We start from the raw sequence: 17,447 nt of genomic DNA, 5'->3' as shown, positions 1-17,447 counted from the left end.
CCTGTGACGTCCATCACGGGCCGGGAGGGGTCATCCCCGCGGATAGCGCGCGAGCCACGCCGGTGACGCACCCGCCGGGCTGTGCAGGGCCGGCCCCTGGGTCATCTCCATGGCGAAGTCGTCGGCGAGTTCGAGGATGGTGGGGCGGCCCTCGAGTTCGGCGAGCCAGGCCGGGGGGAGGGCCGTCTCGCCGTGCAGGGCGCCGAGCAGCCCGCCGGTGAGGGCGGCCGCGGCGGCGGAGGGGCCGTCGTGGTTCACGGCGAGGCAGAGCCCGTGCCGTACGTCCTCCCCCACCAGGGCGCAGTACACGGCGGCCGCGAGCAGTCCGTCCGCGGAGCCGTCGGCCGCGAGTTCCTCCACCCGCGCCGGGGTGGGCATGCCCTGCCGTACGGCGCCCAGCGCGTGCTGCAGCGCGTCGGACACGGGCTCGTGCCCGGGCCGTACGGCGAGCAGCGCGAGCGCCCGCTGCACGGCGCCGTCGAGGGTCTCCCCGCAGGCCAGCCCGTGCACGATGACGGCGTACGCGCCGGCCGACAGGTAGGCGACGGGATGACCGTGGGTCTGCGTCGCGCACTCCACGGCGAGCTGCACGACGAGCTGTGGCTCCCACCCCACGAGCAACCCGAAGGGCGCGGAACGGGCGGTGGCCTCCGGCCCGAGCTCGGCGCTGTTCTTGGGCGACTCCAGCGTGCCCATGGTGTCGTCACCGAGGCCGAGGAGAAGCGCGCGGGTCGGATCCCGCCGGGCGTACAGCCACTCCTCCCGCGCCAGCCACCCGTCGTCCTTGCGGCGCTCGTCGGGCCCCCAGTCCCGCTGCGTGGCGGCCCACCGCAGATAGGCACGATGCAGGTCGGTGGGCGGATGCCAGGCTCCGGTGTCCCTCCTGACCTGGGCCCTTATCAACCCGTCGACGGAGAACAGAGTGAGCTGCGTCAGATGACTCACGGCACCGCGCCGCCCGTACCCGAACCCCAGATCGACGACGCCCTCGGCACCGTACTGCTCCTGGATCTCCTCCAGCCCGAGCCCGTCGACAGGCGCCCCGAGAGCGTCCCCGACCGCCACACCGAGCAGCGTCCCACGCACCCGGCTACGAAAGTCCTGCTGCTCGGTACGGCCCCAGACGGCGCCGGCTGTCGCACCCATCGAGACCTCCCCGCGCGTTACTTACCCGTACGACAGTTCAGCACTGTAATCGAACGGGGACGGGCTGTTCAGGGGGCGATTCGGTATGCGAGGTGTGACCGAAGTGAGCGGGAGTGGTCAGTCATCACCCATACCAGGTGACATTGCAGACGTAGACGCATTCGTGACGCGGCACGGGAAGAAAGCTGATGAAGCCCCGCCCGCCAAAAATGTCGAATTCCCGCAGCCCGCCCTCGCGGTCGAGCGGTCTACTACACCGGGCGGCAGCCCGTCCGTCACGTACTCGGCACTCGGGTTGTAGTCCCATGCCCAGTCCGTCACAACCCGGCCTCCGCCTCGGCGGCCTCCCTGATCACGCGGATCTCGGTGATGGCCTCCGTCGGGTCCTGCTCTCCCGCATCCACGATCCGCTCCAGCTCACGCAGCCGGGCGGCGCGTTCAGGGTGTCGTTCAATCGCCACGAACACGGCCCAGGAGTGCACGAAGGATCGCAGCGGGGCGAGGCTCTGAGTCTGCTGAGCGTTCGTCGTGGCCTCGAAGAGGTGTTGTGTGAGGGCGGGGATCCGGCTCGGCGCGATGCGCGCGACTGCCGCCCTCAGCGCGTCGGGGGTCAGCTCGGGCATGGGGATCAGCGGTCCGTACGGGCCGTCGGTCTGGGCGCTCGCGGTGACCTCCGGGGCAGGTGGCTCGGTACTCGTACGGTACCGGCGGAGTCGGTGGCGCGATGCCCTGCGCAGCGCTTGTCACTGGGCTCACTTCCGGTCTCTACGCCGCCGTGAGGGACGTACGACAGTCCCGGCACTGGCCTGGCTGCGACGCCCGGAAGGCCCGGTCGCAGCCGTCGCAGTTCTGGAGGGGGGCAGGGCGGGCGGCCTCCGGCCCCAGTCCCGGCACGGGCTCGAACGGCAGAGGCAGGAGGGCGGTGAGGCGGTGGGCCAGGAAGCGCGCCGGATGACGTACGCCTTCCGGGGGCAGCCCCGCCGAAAGTGTTCGCTGTACGTCGTCGGGGGCAACGCCTCGGTCCAGCCAGGCGACGACGGCGGGAGCAAGGCGGCGTACGTCGGGCTCGGCGAGATGGAGGCGGGGATCACGGATGCGGAGGCCCGCGAGGACATTGCGCGCGGTGCGGTGGGCGGGCAGGTCGGATGTGTCCGGCACGGCCGGCGGTGCGGTCCGGGCTGGGCCGCCGGGCTGTTCCGACTCCTTGAGATCGGGAGCCGGTTCGCGGCGAGGCGCGGGGGTCGTACGGGCCGTCGTACGCCCCTGGGCTTGTTGTACGAGGTCGTACGCGTCACGATCCGACCCGACGGCAGGCGCTCCTTCGTGCGGGACAGGTACCCGTACGCCTCCAGTTCCCGCAGGGCCGAGGCGATGCGCGTCTCGCCCTCGGGGAACTTCGCCGCGAGGGCCTTGATGCCGACGAGGCTTCCGGTGGGGAGCGACTGGATATGGACGGCGAGTCCGATGGCCGTCAGAGACAGCTCGGAGTGCTGGGCCAGATGATTTCCGACGACGGTGAACTCTTGGTCATGGCTTTCGTCCACGTGGGCAACTCCGAGGGAGGAACGGCAGGGGCGGAGGCGTGCGTGCGCGCTAAGGTGCTGCTCAGTCATCGGGAAGGTCTCTTCTTCCTGGGTGATCAGGCCCTCGTTCGGGATGGCAGTCCCGACGGGGGCCGTTTGTTGTGTGCGGTTGTTCGTCGAGTTGGTGTGCGGCTGCTTGCCAAGATCGACGCTGCCTGACCAATTCGCCGACACGCCAGCGGAATTGAACGCGATCACTCGACCGAGTGACCAGGGGTGCGGTGGTCGACGGGCTGGGTGGGGTGGGGTTGGTTCTCCCCGGTTCTTTGTCTTTGGCGTCGGGCGTGGCCGGGTCACTGGTGCACGCGATCCGGCATCGGAAAAGGCCTCAGCCCCACCGGATTCCGCGCACTCAGGACCCGGGTCTGAGTGCGCGGAATCCGGGCGCCCTACAGCACTGGCGCGCAGGCAACGCCGCGAGCACCGGTCACTTCAAGGAGTCCTCGATCGCCTCGAAGATGTCCGAGTCCGTCTCCTTCTGCCAGTCCGGAAGCTCCCGCCAGTCAGCGACGTAGCCCGGCTTCGGGTCCTTGAAATGCTTGTACATCTGGGCCGTCCAGCACGTCGCCACGAAGCGGCCCTTCTGCTCGCGCGTGAGCCGTGCGGCGTGGCCGCTGCTCAGATCGAGGAACTGGCGCACCTGCTCATACACGGCACCCGCAGCCGCGCGCTCCCACTCGGGCGTGTCCTTCCAGGGAGTGACGTAGCTCGACTTCGGTTCTCCGGGGAAGTGCTTGTGCACTCCCGCGATCCACGTCTCCCGGAACAGTCGAGCGCCCTCGGTCTGCGACATGCCATCCCCTTTCGTCACGTCATACACAAGACGCCGATCTCGGCGTTCAGTTCGGCCACGCGGCGATCCTGGCCAAGGGAACCGAGCTCCACCTGTAGCGCTTGGAGTCTATGGGCGACGTATCCAGAGCCGGATTGCTGAGCCAGGCGGAGAGCCTCGCCTCCGTAGGCCACGACCTGCTCGACATCCCGGCGCTTCGCCCCAATCGCCGCGAGGTCAGTCAAAACGGCTCCGCGTCGTCGGAAGGACAGTCCCTTGGCCAGAGCTCCGGATTCGAGCACGCTTGAGAGCGTCGCTTCTGCGAGATCGAGTCGTCCGAGTTGGACGTATCGGGCACCGCGCTCCTCTGCGAGACGTGAGCCGTCGAAGCGGAGCCATCCGCCGTTGTGGATAAGCCCCGGCAGGTCGGCGACCCCCTCGGCCTCGTCAAGAGCTCGCTCGCAGGCGGTCAGGTCCGGCAGGCCGGCGTACGCCTCGGCCTGCACCGAGGCGACCCAGTACCGCGTGGACAGAGAGCTGTCACCGCGTGCCGCGACTCTCCGCGCGACGTCCAGGATCTCTGCGGCCTCCGCGAACCGCTTCGCGTACAGGCCCACGTACGCGTGCCGTACCAGTGCGCAGGCCCATAGGTCGAAGGCTCGCGCCTCGCTGCCGGCTGAGGCGGCCAGCGTGTAGGCGGCTGCCGCATCCGTGTACCGGTTGCCGTCGAACGCCAGCTCTCCGGCGAGTTGGAAGAGATCTCCTGCGGCCTCGCACAGAGCACCGGCTTGGCGAGACGAGCCGGCCTTCAAGGCATCGCTGAGCGCACTGAGCTGATCTTGAACGACTGCGGTGACGGAGCGCTTCGAGCGAGCAAGCTGATAGACCTGCCAAAGATGCCCGTTCATGCGATGGAAGTCGTCGATCGAACCGCCCTCGGCCGCCTCCGCCATGGCCTCGGCCTCGTCCGGCGACAGTGCGGTCAAGGCTCCTGTCACCGCTAAGAGGCGCAAGAACTCGCGTCGAATCATGTCGTCGATCTCCCCTGAGCCGTGACGGTCGCCAGACAGCGACGCTGACGACGCTTGGAAGTCGGCTTGTGGCGGAGTCAGCAGTACGTCGAGTTCGGCGAGATCCAGTTGCAGTAGTTCGGCCATCCTCGGCCGCTGAACAGCGTCGGGCGTCGTCTCGCCGCGCTCCCAACGGCCGACCGTTGTGCGGTCGACGCTGAGCGCGTGGGCGAATTTCTCCTGACTGTAACCCATGGCTTTCCGCCGCTTGGCCAGGCCCATTTCGTCTCCCCCCCCACTTGAGCGTGGTCTTACCCAGGCGGCGCGGCCCGTGCATCGGATGTGCATCAAGAGTGCCGCACAGGTGCCGTGGCTCGCAGCGATCTCCAGCGGTTGGCTGGACAGTGCCCGTCGGCCCCTCTTCTTCGGAGCCGGTCCGGCGGCATGGAAGAGAGCTCGGCCCTGCTGCCCCCCGTCAGGGCCGAGCGTCTACGCCGGAGGGATGGCCCCGTGACAACGACAGCCGCAAGCCCCCATGCGATCGGTGTACCCGGTTACACCGAGACACTGCCCTGCGAGCCGGAGTCGGCGCACCGCGCCCGGCTCCTTGTCTCGACCGCCCTCACAGCATGGGCCATGGAGGAGTTGGTCGAGGACGGGATACTGATCGTGTCGGAACTGCTGACGAACACGATCGACCACACGTCGTGCCGGACGGCACGCGTCATGATCCAGCATCGGCCGAGTGGGCTCGTACGCATCGGAGTCGCCGACAAGTTCTCAGGCCCGCCGCAGATGGGCACTCCCGGTGACGATGCCGTGGAGGGCCGCGGTCTGCTTCTGGTCGATGCCGTGAGCTGGAGATGGGGCTACGACCGCGACCGGCGAGGCAAGGTCGTTTGGGCCGAACTGCGGGTGCCGACAGAGTGCTGACGCATCGATTTCGACCCGGCGTTGTCCTTCCGTGGTGAGTCCTCGCCGGGCTCAAGGGGCTCGACCCGGTGATGCCGTGTGGGAGTCAACGCTCCTGTCGCCCGCCAGCCCAAGAACTCACTTCATTCCGGGCCCTTTCGGGCTCTTCTCCCTGGGGAGGTCCCCAATGCACGCTGCTCACACCCCGCTTTCCGTCCCCGCAGTCGACTGGACGGCCCTGCAGAACTTCGCCGCTCTTCGAGGCCAGTTGCGCGTCTCCTTCGGACCCGTGTGCAATCTCCTGTGCTGGTTCTGCCACAACGAGGGCGACGTTCCGCCGCCGCGCACCCGAGAGGACCGAACTCAGCAGCCGCGCAGTCGCTCGCTGTGTCCCGATCACTACGTCGCTGTCATCACCGCGCTGATGGAAGTCGGACTTCGTCGTGTCTATTTCACGGGCGGAGAGCCACTGATCTCCCGCCTCGCCCGCCCCGTGCTGGAACGCCTTCCCCGACCTGGCCCGGACTCCTCGTACACGCTCATCACCAACGGCCTCCTCTTACGAGCGAACCAAGAGTGGCTGGCCCGCTCCCCGCTGGACAAGGTGAAGGTGAGCCTCCACTACTTCTCCGACGAATCCCTACGCACGATCGCCAAGACGCGTACAGGGATCAGCGCCGTCCTCGACGGCATCGAGGTGGCGCGAGAGATCTTCGAACGCGTGGAGCTGAACACCCTTCTCCAGCAGGAGAACGCCCACGAGGTACGGGACATCCTCCACTTCGCCCTGGACCGCAGGATGCCCGTCCAGTTCATCGAGCTCGTCGGGACGGGCTTCAATGAGAACCACGCATCCTCGGCCGTCTCAGCCGACGACATCGTGACCTACCTCCGCACGCTCACGACCGACGAGCACACAGAGGTGGCCGGCGTCGGCCAGGGGCGCCGCGTGTTCCGCATCGACGGCGTGGAGATCGACGTCATTCACCGCAATCTCGGCCGTCACCACGTCGGCCAGTGCGGAACCTGCCCGGTGCGAACCAAGTGCGTCGAGGGTTTCTGGGCCCTGCGCTTCGACCATGACGGCGGCCTTCAGCCGTGCCTTCTACGCGAAGACCTGCGCCTGGACCTCAAAGAACTCCTGGCCGATTCCCGGCAATTGGCCGAGGCCGTCGCCGGACACGTCTCATCGTTCACCGAGGGGACCCTATGAACCTCCCGCCTCCCTACCGGCCCGTCTACTACGACGAGCCCGCCTCTCCTCTGATCGTCCTCGAAGGCGTCTCGGGCATCGGCAAGTCGACGCTGGCCAAGATCCTCGCGGGGCGGCTGAAGGGCTCGGTCATTCACACGCTTCCCCCGCCACACTCCGACTGGGCCCAGCAGGTGAACGCCAAACTGCGCCCGCTCTCCCAGTTCGCCTTTTACCTGTCCGGCGTCCTCCACGGCTCCGACTCGATCCGCAGGACGCGACGGGTCAGTCCGGCAATCGCCGACCGTTACGTATCGTCGGTGATCGCCTGTCATGCCGCCGTTCATGGAGTGGAGTCGAGGCGGTCAACGAACTGCTCGTGCCCTTTCGCGCCTATCTGGACATGCCGACGCACACCTTCTACCTCCGCTGCTCGGAGTCGTCCCTGCATGAGCGACTCGCGAGCAAGCAGGACCTGAAGGATGACGACACAGCTCTCCTCCGCACACCCGGACGGCTCGCCCGGCTCCTCAACACCTACGAATCCGTCGCGAACGCCGACCCCACGGCCGTCTTCCTCGACACCGATGACAAGGCACCAGACGCCTTGGCCGACCGGATCATTGATCATCTCGTGGAGGCTTCAGATGCTCAAGCCCATCGACGCTGATGCCGTCATCCGCGCCGGTGGCGCCGTGGGCGAGTACCCCGGCGAGATCCATGAGGGCGTGGCGTGGTGGTTCGGCGCCTGTCTCGTCGTCACGCAGAAGGCCCGCAGGATCGCCGTTGCGCACGACGGACATCCGATCACCGCCGAGTTCGCACACCGGTTCTACAGAGGCGCCGCCAACGCTCAGCACTATGCGTGCAGCGTCCGATTCCTCGGCCACCAGACCGAGGAACGGTTGTTGAAGACTCTCGCGTACCTCAATGGAATGCCCGGCGCCATGCTTACAGCTAACGGAGCCATCGGGTCACCCATGGTGCACATCAAGCTCTTCAATAGCCACGGCATCGTCCTGGACGACGACAACGGCCTTTCCGAGATCCGCCGCCTCATCGCGGAGGACTGCGTACCCATCCCAGTGAACGCACAAGCGAAGGGCACGATCGAGCCGTGGCACCACCAGCTCACCGAGGGAGAACGAGCGTGATCAACGCCGCCGAGATCATCGAGTCCGGCACGAGCATCCTCTTCGTCACCCTCGACTCCCTGCGCTACGACGTGGCCCGCACGGCCTTCGACGAAGGGTTCACGCCCAGCCTGAAGAGCTTGCTCCCCGAAGGCGGATGGGAGCGTCGGCACACCCCCGGAAGTTTCACGCTGCCCGCCCACATGGCGTTCTTCAGCGGCTTCCTCCCCAAGGTTCCGCAACCAAAGCAGCCCCCTCGGCTGTGGGAGTGCCGCCCGCCCGCGTTCAAGACGGTGCCCATGGAGACGTTCGTCTTCGACGCGCCAAACCTCCTCAAGGGGCTTGGGCAGCACGCGTATCGGACAGTGTGCGTTGGAGGCGTGACGTACTTCTCCCGCGAGACGCCGCTCGGCTCAGTACTACCCGCCCTTTTCGACGAGGATCATTGGCGGCCCGAGTTCTGCTCCCCCGAGACGGACTCCACCCGCCACCAGGTCGACCAGGCCATCGAACTCGCCGAACGCTACGGCGGACGCCCCCTGTACCTGTTCGTCAACGTCTCGGCCACGCACGTCCCCCACGGCCATTACATCGGTGAAAGCCGCGACACCCTGGCGTCCCAGAGAGCCGCCCTCTCCTACGCGGACAGCCACCTTGGCCGCTTGATCACCACGCTGACGGCCAAGAGGCGGTGGCTGATCATCATGTGCGCCGATCACGGTGACGCATTCGGCGACGACGGCTTTCACGGTCGAGGGATCGCACACCCCGCCGTCATGAACGTGCCGTACGCCGCCTGGGTGGGCTGATGCTCGCTACGCTCGCGTGGCATGAGCGATGACAACCAGAGCTACGGGCCCATCCGCGACGCCTCGGTGGTGGTGGCCCGCGACTCTGAGGGCCTCGTGGCCATCCTGAGCGCGGACTTCCCCCGGCATGGCGGGGAGTACCTCTTCCTCCCCGGTGGACGCCGAGAAGACGGCGAGACGCCGGAGCGGTGCGCTCGCCGGGAACTCCGGGAAGAGGCCGGCGTTACGGCCGACGCCTGGGAGTCACTCGGCTCATATACCATCACGCTCGGCTCCCCCGCCCGCGTGCACCTCTTCGATGCGACCTCGCTGACCTGCGGCCCACAGCAGCTCACTCCGACTGAGGAGGGCTTCAAGCTGACGTGGTGGCCCATGGCGGAGGCACTCAATGCCGTGGCGCAGGGGCGATTTCTGCTACCGGCCGGGCCTCTGGCGCTGTTCCTCGCGGATAGGCGCCGAGATTCCCGCCAACCCTGTCGTTCAGAGCTGTCCACACCCACGGTCGCCTTCTCCGATCTCTCCAAGAACTCGAAGCGCGTCGCCGAGAGACTCGACCGGGCCCATCGTGTGCACATCACGCGTCGGGACGGCGAGGACCTCTGTCTCACGACAGCACGCCACGACCATGAGCGCGAGGAGACGGCGGACATCACAGCCCGCCTCCTCGCTGCCCTCGTGCGCAGCGATGCCGGCGAGCGCGCCATACTGCGCGCGCTCCCCTCGGTCTTCCCGTGGGTCCGTCATCTGTCGGAGGACGAGCTCAAGGAATTCGTGGCCGAGCTCATCGACGCCACATACGACGCCGCCCAGTTGGACGTCCACGCCAATCTCCACCGAGTCGTCGTCGAGTGGCGCGCCACAGCACGCGTCCTGGCCGACCCCGAGCTCGTCACGCAGCTCACCCGCCGGCTGCCGGACGAGAACCATGGTGAGGTGGCTCAATGCGTATGTGGTGAAGCAGCCCGCCAGGGAAGATGACCCCCATGTCGACCACACCCCCACGCACCCCCCTCCACCTCACCACCACCCTCCTCACCGCGTCCGTCGCCCTCTACATCACCCTCGTCGCCTTCGGCAACATCACCGACTTCGGTACGAACCAGCAGTTCGTGCGGCATGTGCTGGCGATGGATACGACGTTCAAGGACGACGATCTGATGTGGAGAGCCGTCACCAGCAAGGGACTTCAGGACGCGGCCTACGTCGCGATCATCGTCTGGGAGACCGTCGCCGCGCTCGTGTTGATATACGGGACCTGGCTCTGGTTCCGGCGTGACGACGCCCGTGCCCGCCGTTTCTCCACCTATGGCCTGCTGATGCTGATGCTGCTGTTCGGGGCCGGGTTCATCGCGATCGGTGGGGAGTGGTTCTCGATGTGGCAGTCGGGGGACTGGAACGGTCTGGACGCGGCGACCCGGGTGTTCCTGTTCAGCGGGGTCGTGCTGGTCGTCAACCACCTGCCGTTCGGGCAGGCGGTACGGGAGAGCGACACCTGATCCGTATCAGCGGCGCAGGGCCCACTTCTGGACCGCCTCCAGGGGCCCTGCCGAAAATCGCCGCAGCCACAGCGTGGAGCCCACCATCAGCACCGTGCAGACCGCGGCCCACAGACCCACCACCCACCAGGGGCCCGTGTCGCCGAGCCGCTGCGCGAGGCCGAGTCCGATGCCGTATGAGACGAGTACGCAGAGCACGTTCTGCAGGACGTAGCCGGACAGGGCGGTGCGGCCGACCGAGGTGAGGCCCGTCATCAGAGGGCCGGGGCGTCGTACCCGGTCCACCGCCGCGCCTGTCAGGCCGATGTACCCGAGGGCCAGCAGCGGGGCGGTGACGTACCGGGCCAGGAGGAAGAAGTCCTGGCCGGCCAGGGTCGCCGCCACGTTGAGCGGCAGGCCCAGGACCAGGCCCCACAGCAGGAGGCGGGAACGCAGTCGGCGGCCCGTCTCGTCCGCGCCGAACGCGCCCGCCCGGAACAGCCGTACGCCGAGGAGGAAGAGGAAGAGCAGGAGGAAGAAGGTCAGCACCGGTTCCATGCGCAGCGCCACCGCGTTCTCCAGGCGGAAGGCGATCTGGTCCGCGAAGCTGCCGTGGGCGTACAGGTCCACGACCTCGCGGGAGACGGTGGCGTCGCCGTCCGCTTCGTCGCCGGTCAGGGCCAGGGCCGCCGTCAACAGGGCCATCAGCGTCAGATGGATCCCCGCCGCCCACCACATCACCCGCCGCTGCGCCCGCTCCGAGCGGGTCAGCAGCCAGGCGACGAGGAGTGCGGTGACCGCGTACCCCATCAGTACGTCCCAGGCGAAGACCAGGACGAAGTGCACCGTGCCCTCGCCGAACAGGAACAGCGCCCGCCACCGGTAGCGCCCCGGCCACGGCTGCCCGCGGCGCGCGGCCGAGGCGTACTGGATGGCGAGGCCGACGCCGAAGAGGATCGTCAGCAGGGACAGGAACTTGCCGTTCGCCAGCACACTGAACGCGCCCTCGACGACCCCCGTGGACGCCCCCGACTGCAGGGCTCCCCACTCCCCGCCCGGACCGGTGAAGATCCATACGTTGGTCATGAGCGTGCCCAGGATGGCCGCCCCGCGCAGTACGTCGAGGAGGGGGAGCCGGCGTCCGGTGGGGGCGGCCTGCGGTGTCCGCGTCGCTCGCGCGTCCGTGTGCGTCATGCGTTCATCGTCACGGCCGTATCGCACGGAATCGTCATGAGCGAAGTCGAACCCGGCGTACATCGAAAGATGCAGTCGGGCGCGGAGGACTGCTACTTGACCACAGTCACCGCCGTGCCCGTCTCCCCGAACGTCCACAGCGCCGCACCGTCCGCCGCGCGCGTGCGGATCCCGCCGGTCTCCTTGCCCTCGGCGGGCGGGGGCGAGGAGCCGTCCACGGCGTTGGAGAAGGCGATGGAGCTGCCGGACTTCGCGGCGAAGTAGAGGATGTTCTCGATCTGCACGCCGTCCGAGCCGGTCGTGGCCATCTTGCGCGAGGACACCGTGTAGGCGCCGGGGTCGGGGCTCACGGTGCCGGGCCAGACGGTGAAGGTACGGCGGGCGGTGTCGCTCGCGTCGACCAGCCAGACCCGCTTCTGGGAGAGGGAGTACACGATCCGGCGTCCCGAGCCCGAGTCGTCCGGCACGGCGGCGGGCGCGGCGGACTTCGTCGGGGCGGGGCTCGCGCCGGGTGACCCCGACGCGCTCGGGCGGGCCGCGCCGGCCGTCGGGTGCGGGCCCTTGTCCGCCTGCACGGCGAGGGCACCGACGGCGGCTATCGCGCCCACCGTCAGACCGGTCACCCAGACCTTGGGAGCAGGCACGGCACGCATCTCCTCAACTAAGGAAGCCCCACACCCCCTGAAGCGCGGGGGTCGGATCATCGTACCGACCCCCGCGAGGCGGTCCTCCTCAGTCCAGCACCGGCAGCAGCTCCGGCAGATGCCCGTCGGACGCGGCCGCCGCGCGCTGCCGTTCCTCCGGCACCTCGCCGTACAGCGTCGTGCGGGGCCTCGCCGGGCGCCCCGCCGCCTCGGCCACGGCCACCAGGTCACGCACCGACTTGTAGGAGCCGTACGACGAACCCGCCATCCGCGAGATCGTCTCCTCCATCAGCGTGCCGCCCAGGTCGTTGGCGCCGGAGCGGAGCATCTCGGCCGCGCCCTCCGTGCCCAGTTTCACCCAGCTCGTCTGGATGTTCGGAATCCAGGGGTGGAGGAGGAGGCGGGCCATGGCTGTCACCGCCCTGTTGTCGCGGGTCGTGGGGCCGGGGCGGGCGATGCCGGCCAGGTAGACGGGTGCGTTGGTGTGGATGAACGGCAGGGTCACGAACTCCGTGAAGCCGCCGGTGCGCTGCTGGATGCCCGCCAAGGTCCGGAGGTGGCCCAGCCAGTGCCTCGGCTGATCCACATGGCCGTACATCATCGTCGAGCTCGACCGGATGGCGAGTTCGTGCGCGGTCGTGATCACCTCGATCCACGTCGCCGTCGGCAGCTTTCCCTTGGTCAGGATCCAGCGGACCTCGTCGTCGAGGATCTCGGCGGCGGTGCCGGGGACCGAGTCCAGGCCCGCCTCCTTCGCCGCCGTCAGCCACTCCCGGATGGACATGCCGGTGCGGGTCGCGCCGTTGACGACCTCCATCGGGGAGAAGGCGTGGACGTGCATGCCGGGGACGCGGGACTTGACCGCCTTCGCGATGTCGAAGTACGCCGTGCCGGGCAGGTCGGGGTGGATGCCGCCCTGCATGCAGACCTCGACCGCGCCCACGTCCCAGGCCTGCTGGGCGCGGTCGGCGACCTGGTCCAGGGAGAGGGTGTAGGCGTCGGCGTCCGTCCTGCGCTGGGCGAAGGCGCAGAAGCGGCAGCCCGTGTAGCAGACGTTGGTGAAGTTGATGTTGCGGGTGACGATGTACGTGACGTCGTCGCCGACCGCCGACTTGCGGACGTCGTCGGCGACTTGGCACAGGGCGTCCAGTGCGGGCCCGTCCGCGTGCAGCAGGGCGAGTGCCTCGGCGTCGGTGAGCCTGGTCGGGTCGTCGGCGGCCGTGGCGAGGGCGGCCCGTACGTCGGTGTCGATCCGCTCGGGAGCCATGCCGGGCGCCGCGGCCTCGCGCAGGGCGCCCCAGTCGCCGTACACCTCGTCGAAGTCGTCGCGGCGGTCGGACGTACGGCCCTCGGTGTCGATGGTGGTGTGCAGATCCGTACGGCCGGAGGCGACGAAGGCCTCCTCGGGCTCCTGCCACGGGTGGCCCTCGACCACGGCGTCCGGGCGCGCCAGGCCCGTCTCCGGGTCGGCCAGTGCGCGGACGTGCGGGCGCAGGCGGGGGTCCAGCCAGGGCTCGCCGCGCCGCACGAACTCCGGGTAGACACAGAGCCGTTCGCGCAGCTCGAAGCCGGCCGCCGCCGAGCGCGCCGCCAGCTCCTCGATCTGCGGCCAGGGGCGTTCGGGGTTGACGTGGTCGATCGTCAGCGGGGAGACGCCGCCCCAGTCGTCGATGCCGGCGCCGATCAGCCGCTCGTACTCGGAGTCGACGAGATTGGGCGGGGCCTGCAGGCAGGCGCTCGGGCCCATGATGTGCCGGGCGACGGCCACCGCGGCGACCAGCTCGTCCAGTTCCGCGTCCGGCATGCCGCGCATCGCGGTGTCCGGCTTGGCGCGGAAGTTCTGGATGATCAGTTCCTGGATGCCGTGGTAGGAGCGGGAGATCCTGCGCAGTGCGAAGAGGGACTCCGCCCGCTCCTCGTACGTCTCGCCGATCCCGAGCAGGATCCCGGAGGTGAAGGGGACGGAGGAGCGGCCCGCGTCCTCCAGCACCCGCAGCCGTACGGCGGGTTCCTTGTCCGGGGAGCCGTGGTGCGGGCCGCCCGGCTCCGACCACAGTCGGGTCGCCGTCGTCTCCAGCATCATGCCCATGGACGGGGCGACGGGCTTGAGGCGCTGGAAGTCGGTCCAGGTCATGACGCCCGGGTTGAGGTGGGGCAGCAGACCCGTCTCCTCCAGGATCCGGACGGAGATGGCGCGGACGTAGGCGATGGTGTCGTCGTAGCCGTGCGCGTCCAGCCACTCCCGCGCCTCGGGCCAGCGGTCCTCCGGCTTGTCGCCGAGGGTGATGAGGGCTTCCTTGCAGCCGAGGGCCGCGCCGCGACGGGCCACGTCCAGGACCTCGTCCGGCGACATGAACATCCCGTGCCCGGCGCGGCGCAGCTTGCCGGGGACGGTGACGAAGGTGCAGTAGTGGCACTTGTCCCGGCACAGCCGGGTGAGGGGGATGAAGACGCTCTTGGAGTAGGTGATGACGCCGGGTCGGCCGGCCGCCTCCAGGCCCGCGTCGCGCACCCGGGCGGCGGACGCGGCGAGGTCGTCGAGGGCCTCGCCGCGAGCCTGGAGCAGCACCGCCGCCTCGGCGACGTCGAGCGCGACGCCGTCCCGGGCGCGTTTGAGGGCGCGACGCATGGAGTTCTCGGTCGGGCCAGAAGTCGGGCCAGGGGTCGAGCCGGTTCCGGAGGTCGCGGAATTCGTCATCCTTCGAGCATACGAGCGGGGTGATCGGACACTCGCACGCACTGCACTCGCACGCACTGCACTCGCACGTCCTGCACCCACACGAACTGCACTCACACGAACTGCGCGTACTCGTCCAGCGCCCCCAGCACCTCCGCCTCCCCCGCCGCAGGCAGTTGCACGACGACCTCCTCGATCCCCAACTCCGCGTAGTGCGCGAGCTTGCCGGGCGTGGGGTACACGGCGTACGGCACCACCTGAAGGGCGTCCGGGTCGCGCCCGGCGTCGGTCCAGACGGCCCGCAGCCGGGGGAGACTTTCGGACAACCCGCGTCCGCCGATCGGCATCCACCCGTCCGCGTACTCACTGATGTGCGCGAACAGCTTCGGTCCGGCGGCCCCGCCGATGAGCGTGCGCGGACCGTTGACCTTCGGCCCGCGCGGCTTCTGCACCGGCTTGGGGTGGGCGTGGCTGGCCCGTACCGACCCGAACTCGCCTTCGTGGGCGGTGGGTTCCTCCGCCCACAGGGCCCGCATCAGGGCCATCCGGTCCCGGACGAGTTCACGCCGGGTCCGCCAGTCCACCCCGTGGTCGGCGGCCTCCTCTACGTTCCAGCCGAAGCCGAGCCCGAGGGTGAAGCGCCCGCCGGACAGGTGGTCCAGGGTCGCGATCTGCTTGGCCAGGTCGATCGGGTCGTGCTGGGCGACCAGGGTGATGCCGGTGCCGAGGCCGAGCCGTTCGGTGACGGCGGCGGCCTGGCCGAGGGCGACGAACGGGTCGAGGGTGCGGCCGTACTCGGGCGGCAGATCGCCGCCGGCCGGGTACGGGGTGGTCCGCTCGACGGGGATGTGGGTGTGCTCGGGCAGATACAGCCCGGCGAAGGAGCGCTGCTCCAGTTCGCGGGCGAGCCGGGTCGGCGTGATCGTCTCGTCGGTGAGGAAGATCGTGGCGGAGAGGCGCATGACGGCATCTGTACCGCGTGGGCGCCGCGATGTCCATACCGACCGGTCGGAACAGTCGGAGCGGGGTTCCGTGTCGACCGGTGATTGGCTGCCGATTCCCTTCCCTTGCCCGGCAGTTCACGGCTGAATACGAGAGTTGTACCCACCACTGCATGGGGAGCAGCAGCATGTGCGAGGACCACCACGCCGGCCTGGGCAGACGCGCCCTGTTCGTGACGGGCGCCGCGGCCGCGCTTACGTTGGGAAGCGTGACCTTCGCGAGAGGGGCGGACGACATGCAGCACGCCGAGACCCGTACCGTACGCGGGACCCTTCCGCCCGGTTCGCCCGACTTCGTCTATGTACCCGTGGAAATCCCCGACGGCGTCAGGGAGATCAAGGTCTCCTACACCTACGACCGCCCGTCCGTCCCGGCGGGCACCCAGGGCAACGCCCTCGACATCGGCATGTTCGACGAGCGCGGCACCGAGCTGGGCGGCAAGGGCTTCCGGGGCTGGTCGGGCGGCGCGCGCACGGAGTTCTTCATCCGCGCCGACGAGGCGACGCCGGGATACCTGCCCGGACCGGTGCGCGAGGGCACCTGGCACATCGCCCTCGGCCCCTACACGGTGTCTCCGCAGGGCCTCGACTACGAGCTCACGATCACGCTGACGTACGGCGAACCGGGCGAGGCCGCCGAGCCGACGTATCCGCCGCAGCGGGCCAAGGGCCGGGGCCGCGCCTGGTACCGCGGCGACTGCCACCTGCACTCCTGGTACTCCGACGGCCGCCGCACCCCGGCTCAGATCGCGGCCCTCGCCCGCGAGGCCGGCCTGGACTTCATCAACAGCTCCGAGCACAACACGCACTCGGCGCACGCGCACTGGGCCGATGTCGCGGGCGACGACCTGCTGGTGATGCTGGGCGAGGAGGTCACGACGCGCAACGGCCATGTGGTGGCCCTCGGCACCGAGCCGGGGACGTTCATCGACTGGCGCTACCGGGCGCGCGACAACCGCTTCGGCCGGTTCGCCCGCCGGATCCGCCGCTCCGGCGGCCTCGTCGTGCCGGCCCACCCGCACGCCACCTGCGTCGGCTGCAACTGGAAGTTCGGCTTCGGCGAGGCCGACGCGATCGAGGTCTGGAACGGCCCCTACACCCCCGACGACGAGATGGCGCTGGCCGACTGGGACAGCATGCTGGTCGCCTCGGTGCGCGAGAACGGCCGTGGCTGGATCCCGGCGATGGGCAACAGCGACGCGCACCGCGACCCCGACCCGGTCGGTTCCCCCCAGACGGTGGTCCTCGCCGACGACCTGACCCGCGAGGCGATCCAGGAGGGCATCAAGGCGGGCCGCTCCTACATCGCCGAGTCCAAGAACGTCTCCCTCACCTTCACGGCGACCGGCGGCCGGGGCCGGCAGGCGGGCATCGGCGAGCGGCTGGACGTGGACCGGGACACCCCGGTGACGGTCCGCCTGGAGGCGTCGGGCGCCGCGCGCTGCACGGTCCGCTTCGTCACCGACCAGGGCGTACTGCTCACCAGCGCGCCGCTGCCGGTGTCGGGCTCCGGGGTCGTCGAGTGGCGTACTACGCCCTCGTACGCGGCGTACGTGCGTGCGGAGTTGCGGCACGAGGCGGCGGCGGGCCCACTGCCGGGCGCGCTCGCGGCCTTCACCAACCCGATCTTCCTGGGCCGTTCGTAGCGTTCGCAGCGGCGACGGAACGAGTTCTGCCGGCTGGACCTGAAGACCCGCGACCTCGCCGGAACCGCTGTCTTCTTTTCGAAGCCCCTGGGCCGGCGCTTCGCGGTGGACGAACGGGACAAGCTGTCGGCAGGCCTTACGACGGGGGCGGGAGCTCTGTTCTTCGGTTTCGCGGCGAAACTGGCCACGACAAGTAACTGAGTTGAAGAAGGTCGGCGTCCCCGAGCGCCACATGATCGTCGACACCATCGGC

Annotated in this window: 18 protein-coding genes; 9 read left to right on the top strand and 9 right to left on the bottom strand. The window is 69.2% G+C overall.

All coding sequences use genetic code 11. From position 1 onward, the window contains the following. Nucleotides 1–30: 30 nt before the first annotated feature. From ACP4J3_RS24200 to ACP4J3_RS24190, 3 genes are all read right to left on the bottom strand, one after another. Nucleotides 31–1,146, bottom strand: a complete 1,116-nt coding sequence (locus tag ACP4J3_RS24200) for an ADP-ribosylglycohydrolase family protein (RefSeq protein ID WP_426537781.1) — start codon at nucleotides 1,144–1,146, stop codon at nucleotides 31–33. A 317-nt stretch (nucleotides 1,147–1,463) separates the two neighbouring features. Beyond that, the gene (locus ACP4J3_RS24195) at nucleotides 1,464–1,769 is read right to left on the bottom strand and encodes a DUF6247 family protein (RefSeq protein ID WP_426537779.1); all 306 of its coding nucleotides are present in this window, start codon (nucleotides 1,767–1,769) and stop codon (nucleotides 1,464–1,466) included. Nucleotides 1,770–1,911: 142 nt separating this feature from the next. Beyond that, on the bottom strand, nucleotides 1,912–2,304 hold the full coding sequence (locus ACP4J3_RS24190) for a hypothetical protein (RefSeq protein WP_426537777.1): 393 nt from the start codon (nucleotides 2,302–2,304) through the stop codon (nucleotides 1,912–1,914). Nucleotides 2,305–2,594: 290 nt separating this feature from the next. Here ACP4J3_RS24190 and ACP4J3_RS24185 point away from each other — a divergent pair, with 290 nt between their 5' ends. Beyond that, entirely contained in the window at nucleotides 2,595–2,888 is a 294-nt protein-coding gene (locus ACP4J3_RS24185; RefSeq protein ID WP_426537775.1) for a hypothetical protein, read from the top strand. Nucleotides 2,889–3,156: 268 nt separating this feature from the next. Here the strand turns inward: ACP4J3_RS24185 and ACP4J3_RS24180 are convergent, their stop codons facing one another. After that, entirely contained in the window at nucleotides 3,157–3,522 is a 366-nt protein-coding gene (locus ACP4J3_RS24180) for a hypothetical protein (protein WP_426537773.1), read from the bottom strand. A gap of 14 nt (nucleotides 3,523–3,536) precedes the next feature. Continuing rightward, complete coding sequence (locus ACP4J3_RS24175) at nucleotides 3,537–4,793, bottom strand: helix-turn-helix transcriptional regulator (RefSeq protein ID WP_426537771.1); 1,257 nt, start codon at nucleotides 4,791–4,793, stop codon at nucleotides 3,537–3,539. A gap of 228 nt (nucleotides 4,794–5,021) precedes the next feature. On the opposite strand from ACP4J3_RS24175, the gene ACP4J3_RS24170 reads away from it, so the two are divergent. The 7 genes from ACP4J3_RS24170 (at nucleotide 5,022) to ACP4J3_RS24140 (ending at nucleotide 10,053) form a co-directional block, all read left to right on the top strand. Beyond that, the gene (locus ACP4J3_RS24170) at nucleotides 5,022–5,444 is read left to right on the top strand and encodes an ATP-binding protein (RefSeq protein ID WP_426537769.1); all 423 of its coding nucleotides are present in this window, start codon (nucleotides 5,022–5,024) and stop codon (nucleotides 5,442–5,444) included. A 166-nt stretch (nucleotides 5,445–5,610) separates the two neighbouring features. Next, nucleotides 5,611–6,636 (top strand): radical SAM protein, encoded by a 1,026-nt coding sequence (locus ACP4J3_RS24165; protein WP_426537767.1) that lies wholly within the window; start codon nucleotides 5,611–5,613, stop codon nucleotides 6,634–6,636. Between the two features lie 358 nt (nucleotides 6,637–6,994). Further along, entirely contained in the window at nucleotides 6,995–7,285 is a 291-nt protein-coding gene (locus ACP4J3_RS24160) for a hypothetical protein (protein ID WP_426537765.1), read from the top strand. Next, complete coding sequence (locus tag ACP4J3_RS24155) at nucleotides 7,263–7,769, top strand: hypothetical protein (protein WP_426537763.1); 507 nt, start codon at nucleotides 7,263–7,265, stop codon at nucleotides 7,767–7,769. Before ACP4J3_RS24160 ends, ACP4J3_RS24155 begins: the two co-directional genes overlap by 23 nt. Next, entirely contained in the window at nucleotides 7,766–8,557 is a 792-nt protein-coding gene (locus ACP4J3_RS24150) for an STM4013/SEN3800 family hydrolase (protein WP_426537761.1), read from the top strand. Before ACP4J3_RS24155 ends, ACP4J3_RS24150 begins: the two co-directional genes overlap by 4 nt. 21 nt (nucleotides 8,558–8,578) lie before the next feature. After that, entirely contained in the window at nucleotides 8,579–9,535 is a 957-nt protein-coding gene (locus tag ACP4J3_RS24145) for an NUDIX hydrolase (protein ID WP_426537759.1), read from the top strand. A gap of 5 nt (nucleotides 9,536–9,540) precedes the next feature. Beyond that, entirely contained in the window at nucleotides 9,541–10,053 is a 513-nt protein-coding gene (locus ACP4J3_RS24140; protein WP_426537757.1) for a DUF2165 domain-containing protein, read from the top strand. A 6-nt stretch (nucleotides 10,054–10,059) separates the two neighbouring features. On the opposite strand, the gene ACP4J3_RS24135 is transcribed toward ACP4J3_RS24140, so the two are convergent. From ACP4J3_RS24135 to ACP4J3_RS24120, 4 genes are all read right to left on the bottom strand, one after another. After that, nucleotides 10,060–11,226 (bottom strand): DUF418 domain-containing protein, encoded by a 1,167-nt coding sequence (locus tag ACP4J3_RS24135; RefSeq protein WP_426537755.1) that lies wholly within the window; start codon nucleotides 11,224–11,226, stop codon nucleotides 10,060–10,062. Nucleotides 11,227–11,318: 92 nt separating this feature from the next. Continuing rightward, nucleotides 11,319–11,879 carry a hypothetical protein gene (locus ACP4J3_RS24130; RefSeq protein WP_426537753.1) on the bottom strand — a complete coding sequence of 187 codons (561 nt, stop codon included), beginning with the start codon at nucleotides 11,877–11,879 and terminating at the stop codon, nucleotides 11,319–11,321. 79 nt (nucleotides 11,880–11,958) lie between these two features. Continuing rightward, entirely contained in the window at nucleotides 11,959–14,568 is a 2,610-nt protein-coding gene (locus ACP4J3_RS24125; protein ID WP_426537751.1) for a bifunctional FO biosynthesis protein CofGH, read from the bottom strand. Nucleotides 14,569–14,660: 92 nt separating this feature from the next. Then, a complete protein-coding gene (locus tag ACP4J3_RS24120; protein WP_426537749.1) occupies nucleotides 14,661–15,509 on the bottom strand; it encodes an LLM class F420-dependent oxidoreductase in 849 nt (282 codons plus the stop codon). A gap of 167 nt (nucleotides 15,510–15,676) precedes the next feature. On the opposite strand from ACP4J3_RS24120, the gene ACP4J3_RS24115 reads away from it, so the two are divergent. Continuing rightward, the gene (locus tag ACP4J3_RS24115) at nucleotides 15,677–17,194 is read left to right on the top strand and encodes a CehA/McbA family metallohydrolase (protein WP_426538014.1); all 1,518 of its coding nucleotides are present in this window, start codon (nucleotides 15,677–15,679) and stop codon (nucleotides 17,192–17,194) included. Nucleotides 17,195–17,447 lie beyond the last annotated feature (253 nt).

The organism is Streptomyces sp. UG1 (assembly GCF_049974585.1).
In the GTDB taxonomy this organism is placed as follows: domain Bacteria; phylum Actinomycetota; class Actinomycetes; order Streptomycetales; family Streptomycetaceae; genus Streptomyces.
This window is presented reverse-complemented; position numbering and strand designations above follow the sequence as displayed.

Bases quoted from the DNA above. Each gene is read 5' to 3' on its own strand.
- ACP4J3_RS24200 (WP_426537781.1), bottom strand. From the start codon at position 1,146: ATGGGTGCGACAGCCGGCGCCGTCTGGGGCCGTACCGAGCAGCAGGAC.
- ACP4J3_RS24195 (WP_426537779.1), bottom strand. From the start codon at position 1,769: ATGCCCGAGCTGACCCCCGACGCGCTGAGGGCGGCAGTCGCGCGCATC.
- ACP4J3_RS24185 (WP_426537775.1), top strand. From the start codon at position 2,595: ATGGACGGCGAGTCCGATGGCCGTCAGAGACAGCTCGGAGTGCTGGGC.
- ACP4J3_RS24180 (WP_426537773.1), bottom strand. From the start codon at position 3,522: ATGTCGCAGACCGAGGGCGCTCGACTGTTCCGGGAGACGTGGATCGCG.
- ACP4J3_RS24175 (WP_426537771.1), bottom strand. From the start codon at position 4,793: ATGGGCCTGGCCAAGCGGCGGAAAGCCATGGGTTACAGTCAGGAGAAA.
- ACP4J3_RS24165 (WP_426537767.1), top strand. From the start codon at position 5,611: ATGCACGCTGCTCACACCCCGCTTTCCGTCCCCGCAGTCGACTGGACG.
- ACP4J3_RS24155 (WP_426537763.1), top strand. From the start codon at position 7,263: ATGCTCAAGCCCATCGACGCTGATGCCGTCATCCGCGCCGGTGGCGCC.
- ACP4J3_RS24145 (WP_426537759.1), top strand. From the start codon at position 8,579: ATGAGCGATGACAACCAGAGCTACGGGCCCATCCGCGACGCCTCGGTG.
- ACP4J3_RS24140 (WP_426537757.1), top strand. From the start codon at position 9,541: ATGTCGACCACACCCCCACGCACCCCCCTCCACCTCACCACCACCCTC.
- ACP4J3_RS24135 (WP_426537755.1), bottom strand. From the start codon at position 11,226: ATGACGCACACGGACGCGCGAGCGACGCGGACACCGCAGGCCGCCCCC.
- ACP4J3_RS24130 (WP_426537753.1), bottom strand. From the start codon at position 11,879: ATGCGTGCCGTGCCTGCTCCCAAGGTCTGGGTGACCGGTCTGACGGTG.
- ACP4J3_RS24125 (WP_426537751.1), bottom strand. From the start codon at position 14,568: ATGACGAATTCCGCGACCTCCGGAACCGGCTCGACCCCTGGCCCGACT.
- ACP4J3_RS24120 (WP_426537749.1), bottom strand. From the start codon at position 15,509: ATGCGCCTCTCCGCCACGATCTTCCTCACCGACGAGACGATCACGCCG.
- ACP4J3_RS24115 (WP_426538014.1), top strand. From the start codon at position 15,677: ATGTGCGAGGACCACCACGCCGGCCTGGGCAGACGCGCCCTGTTCGTG.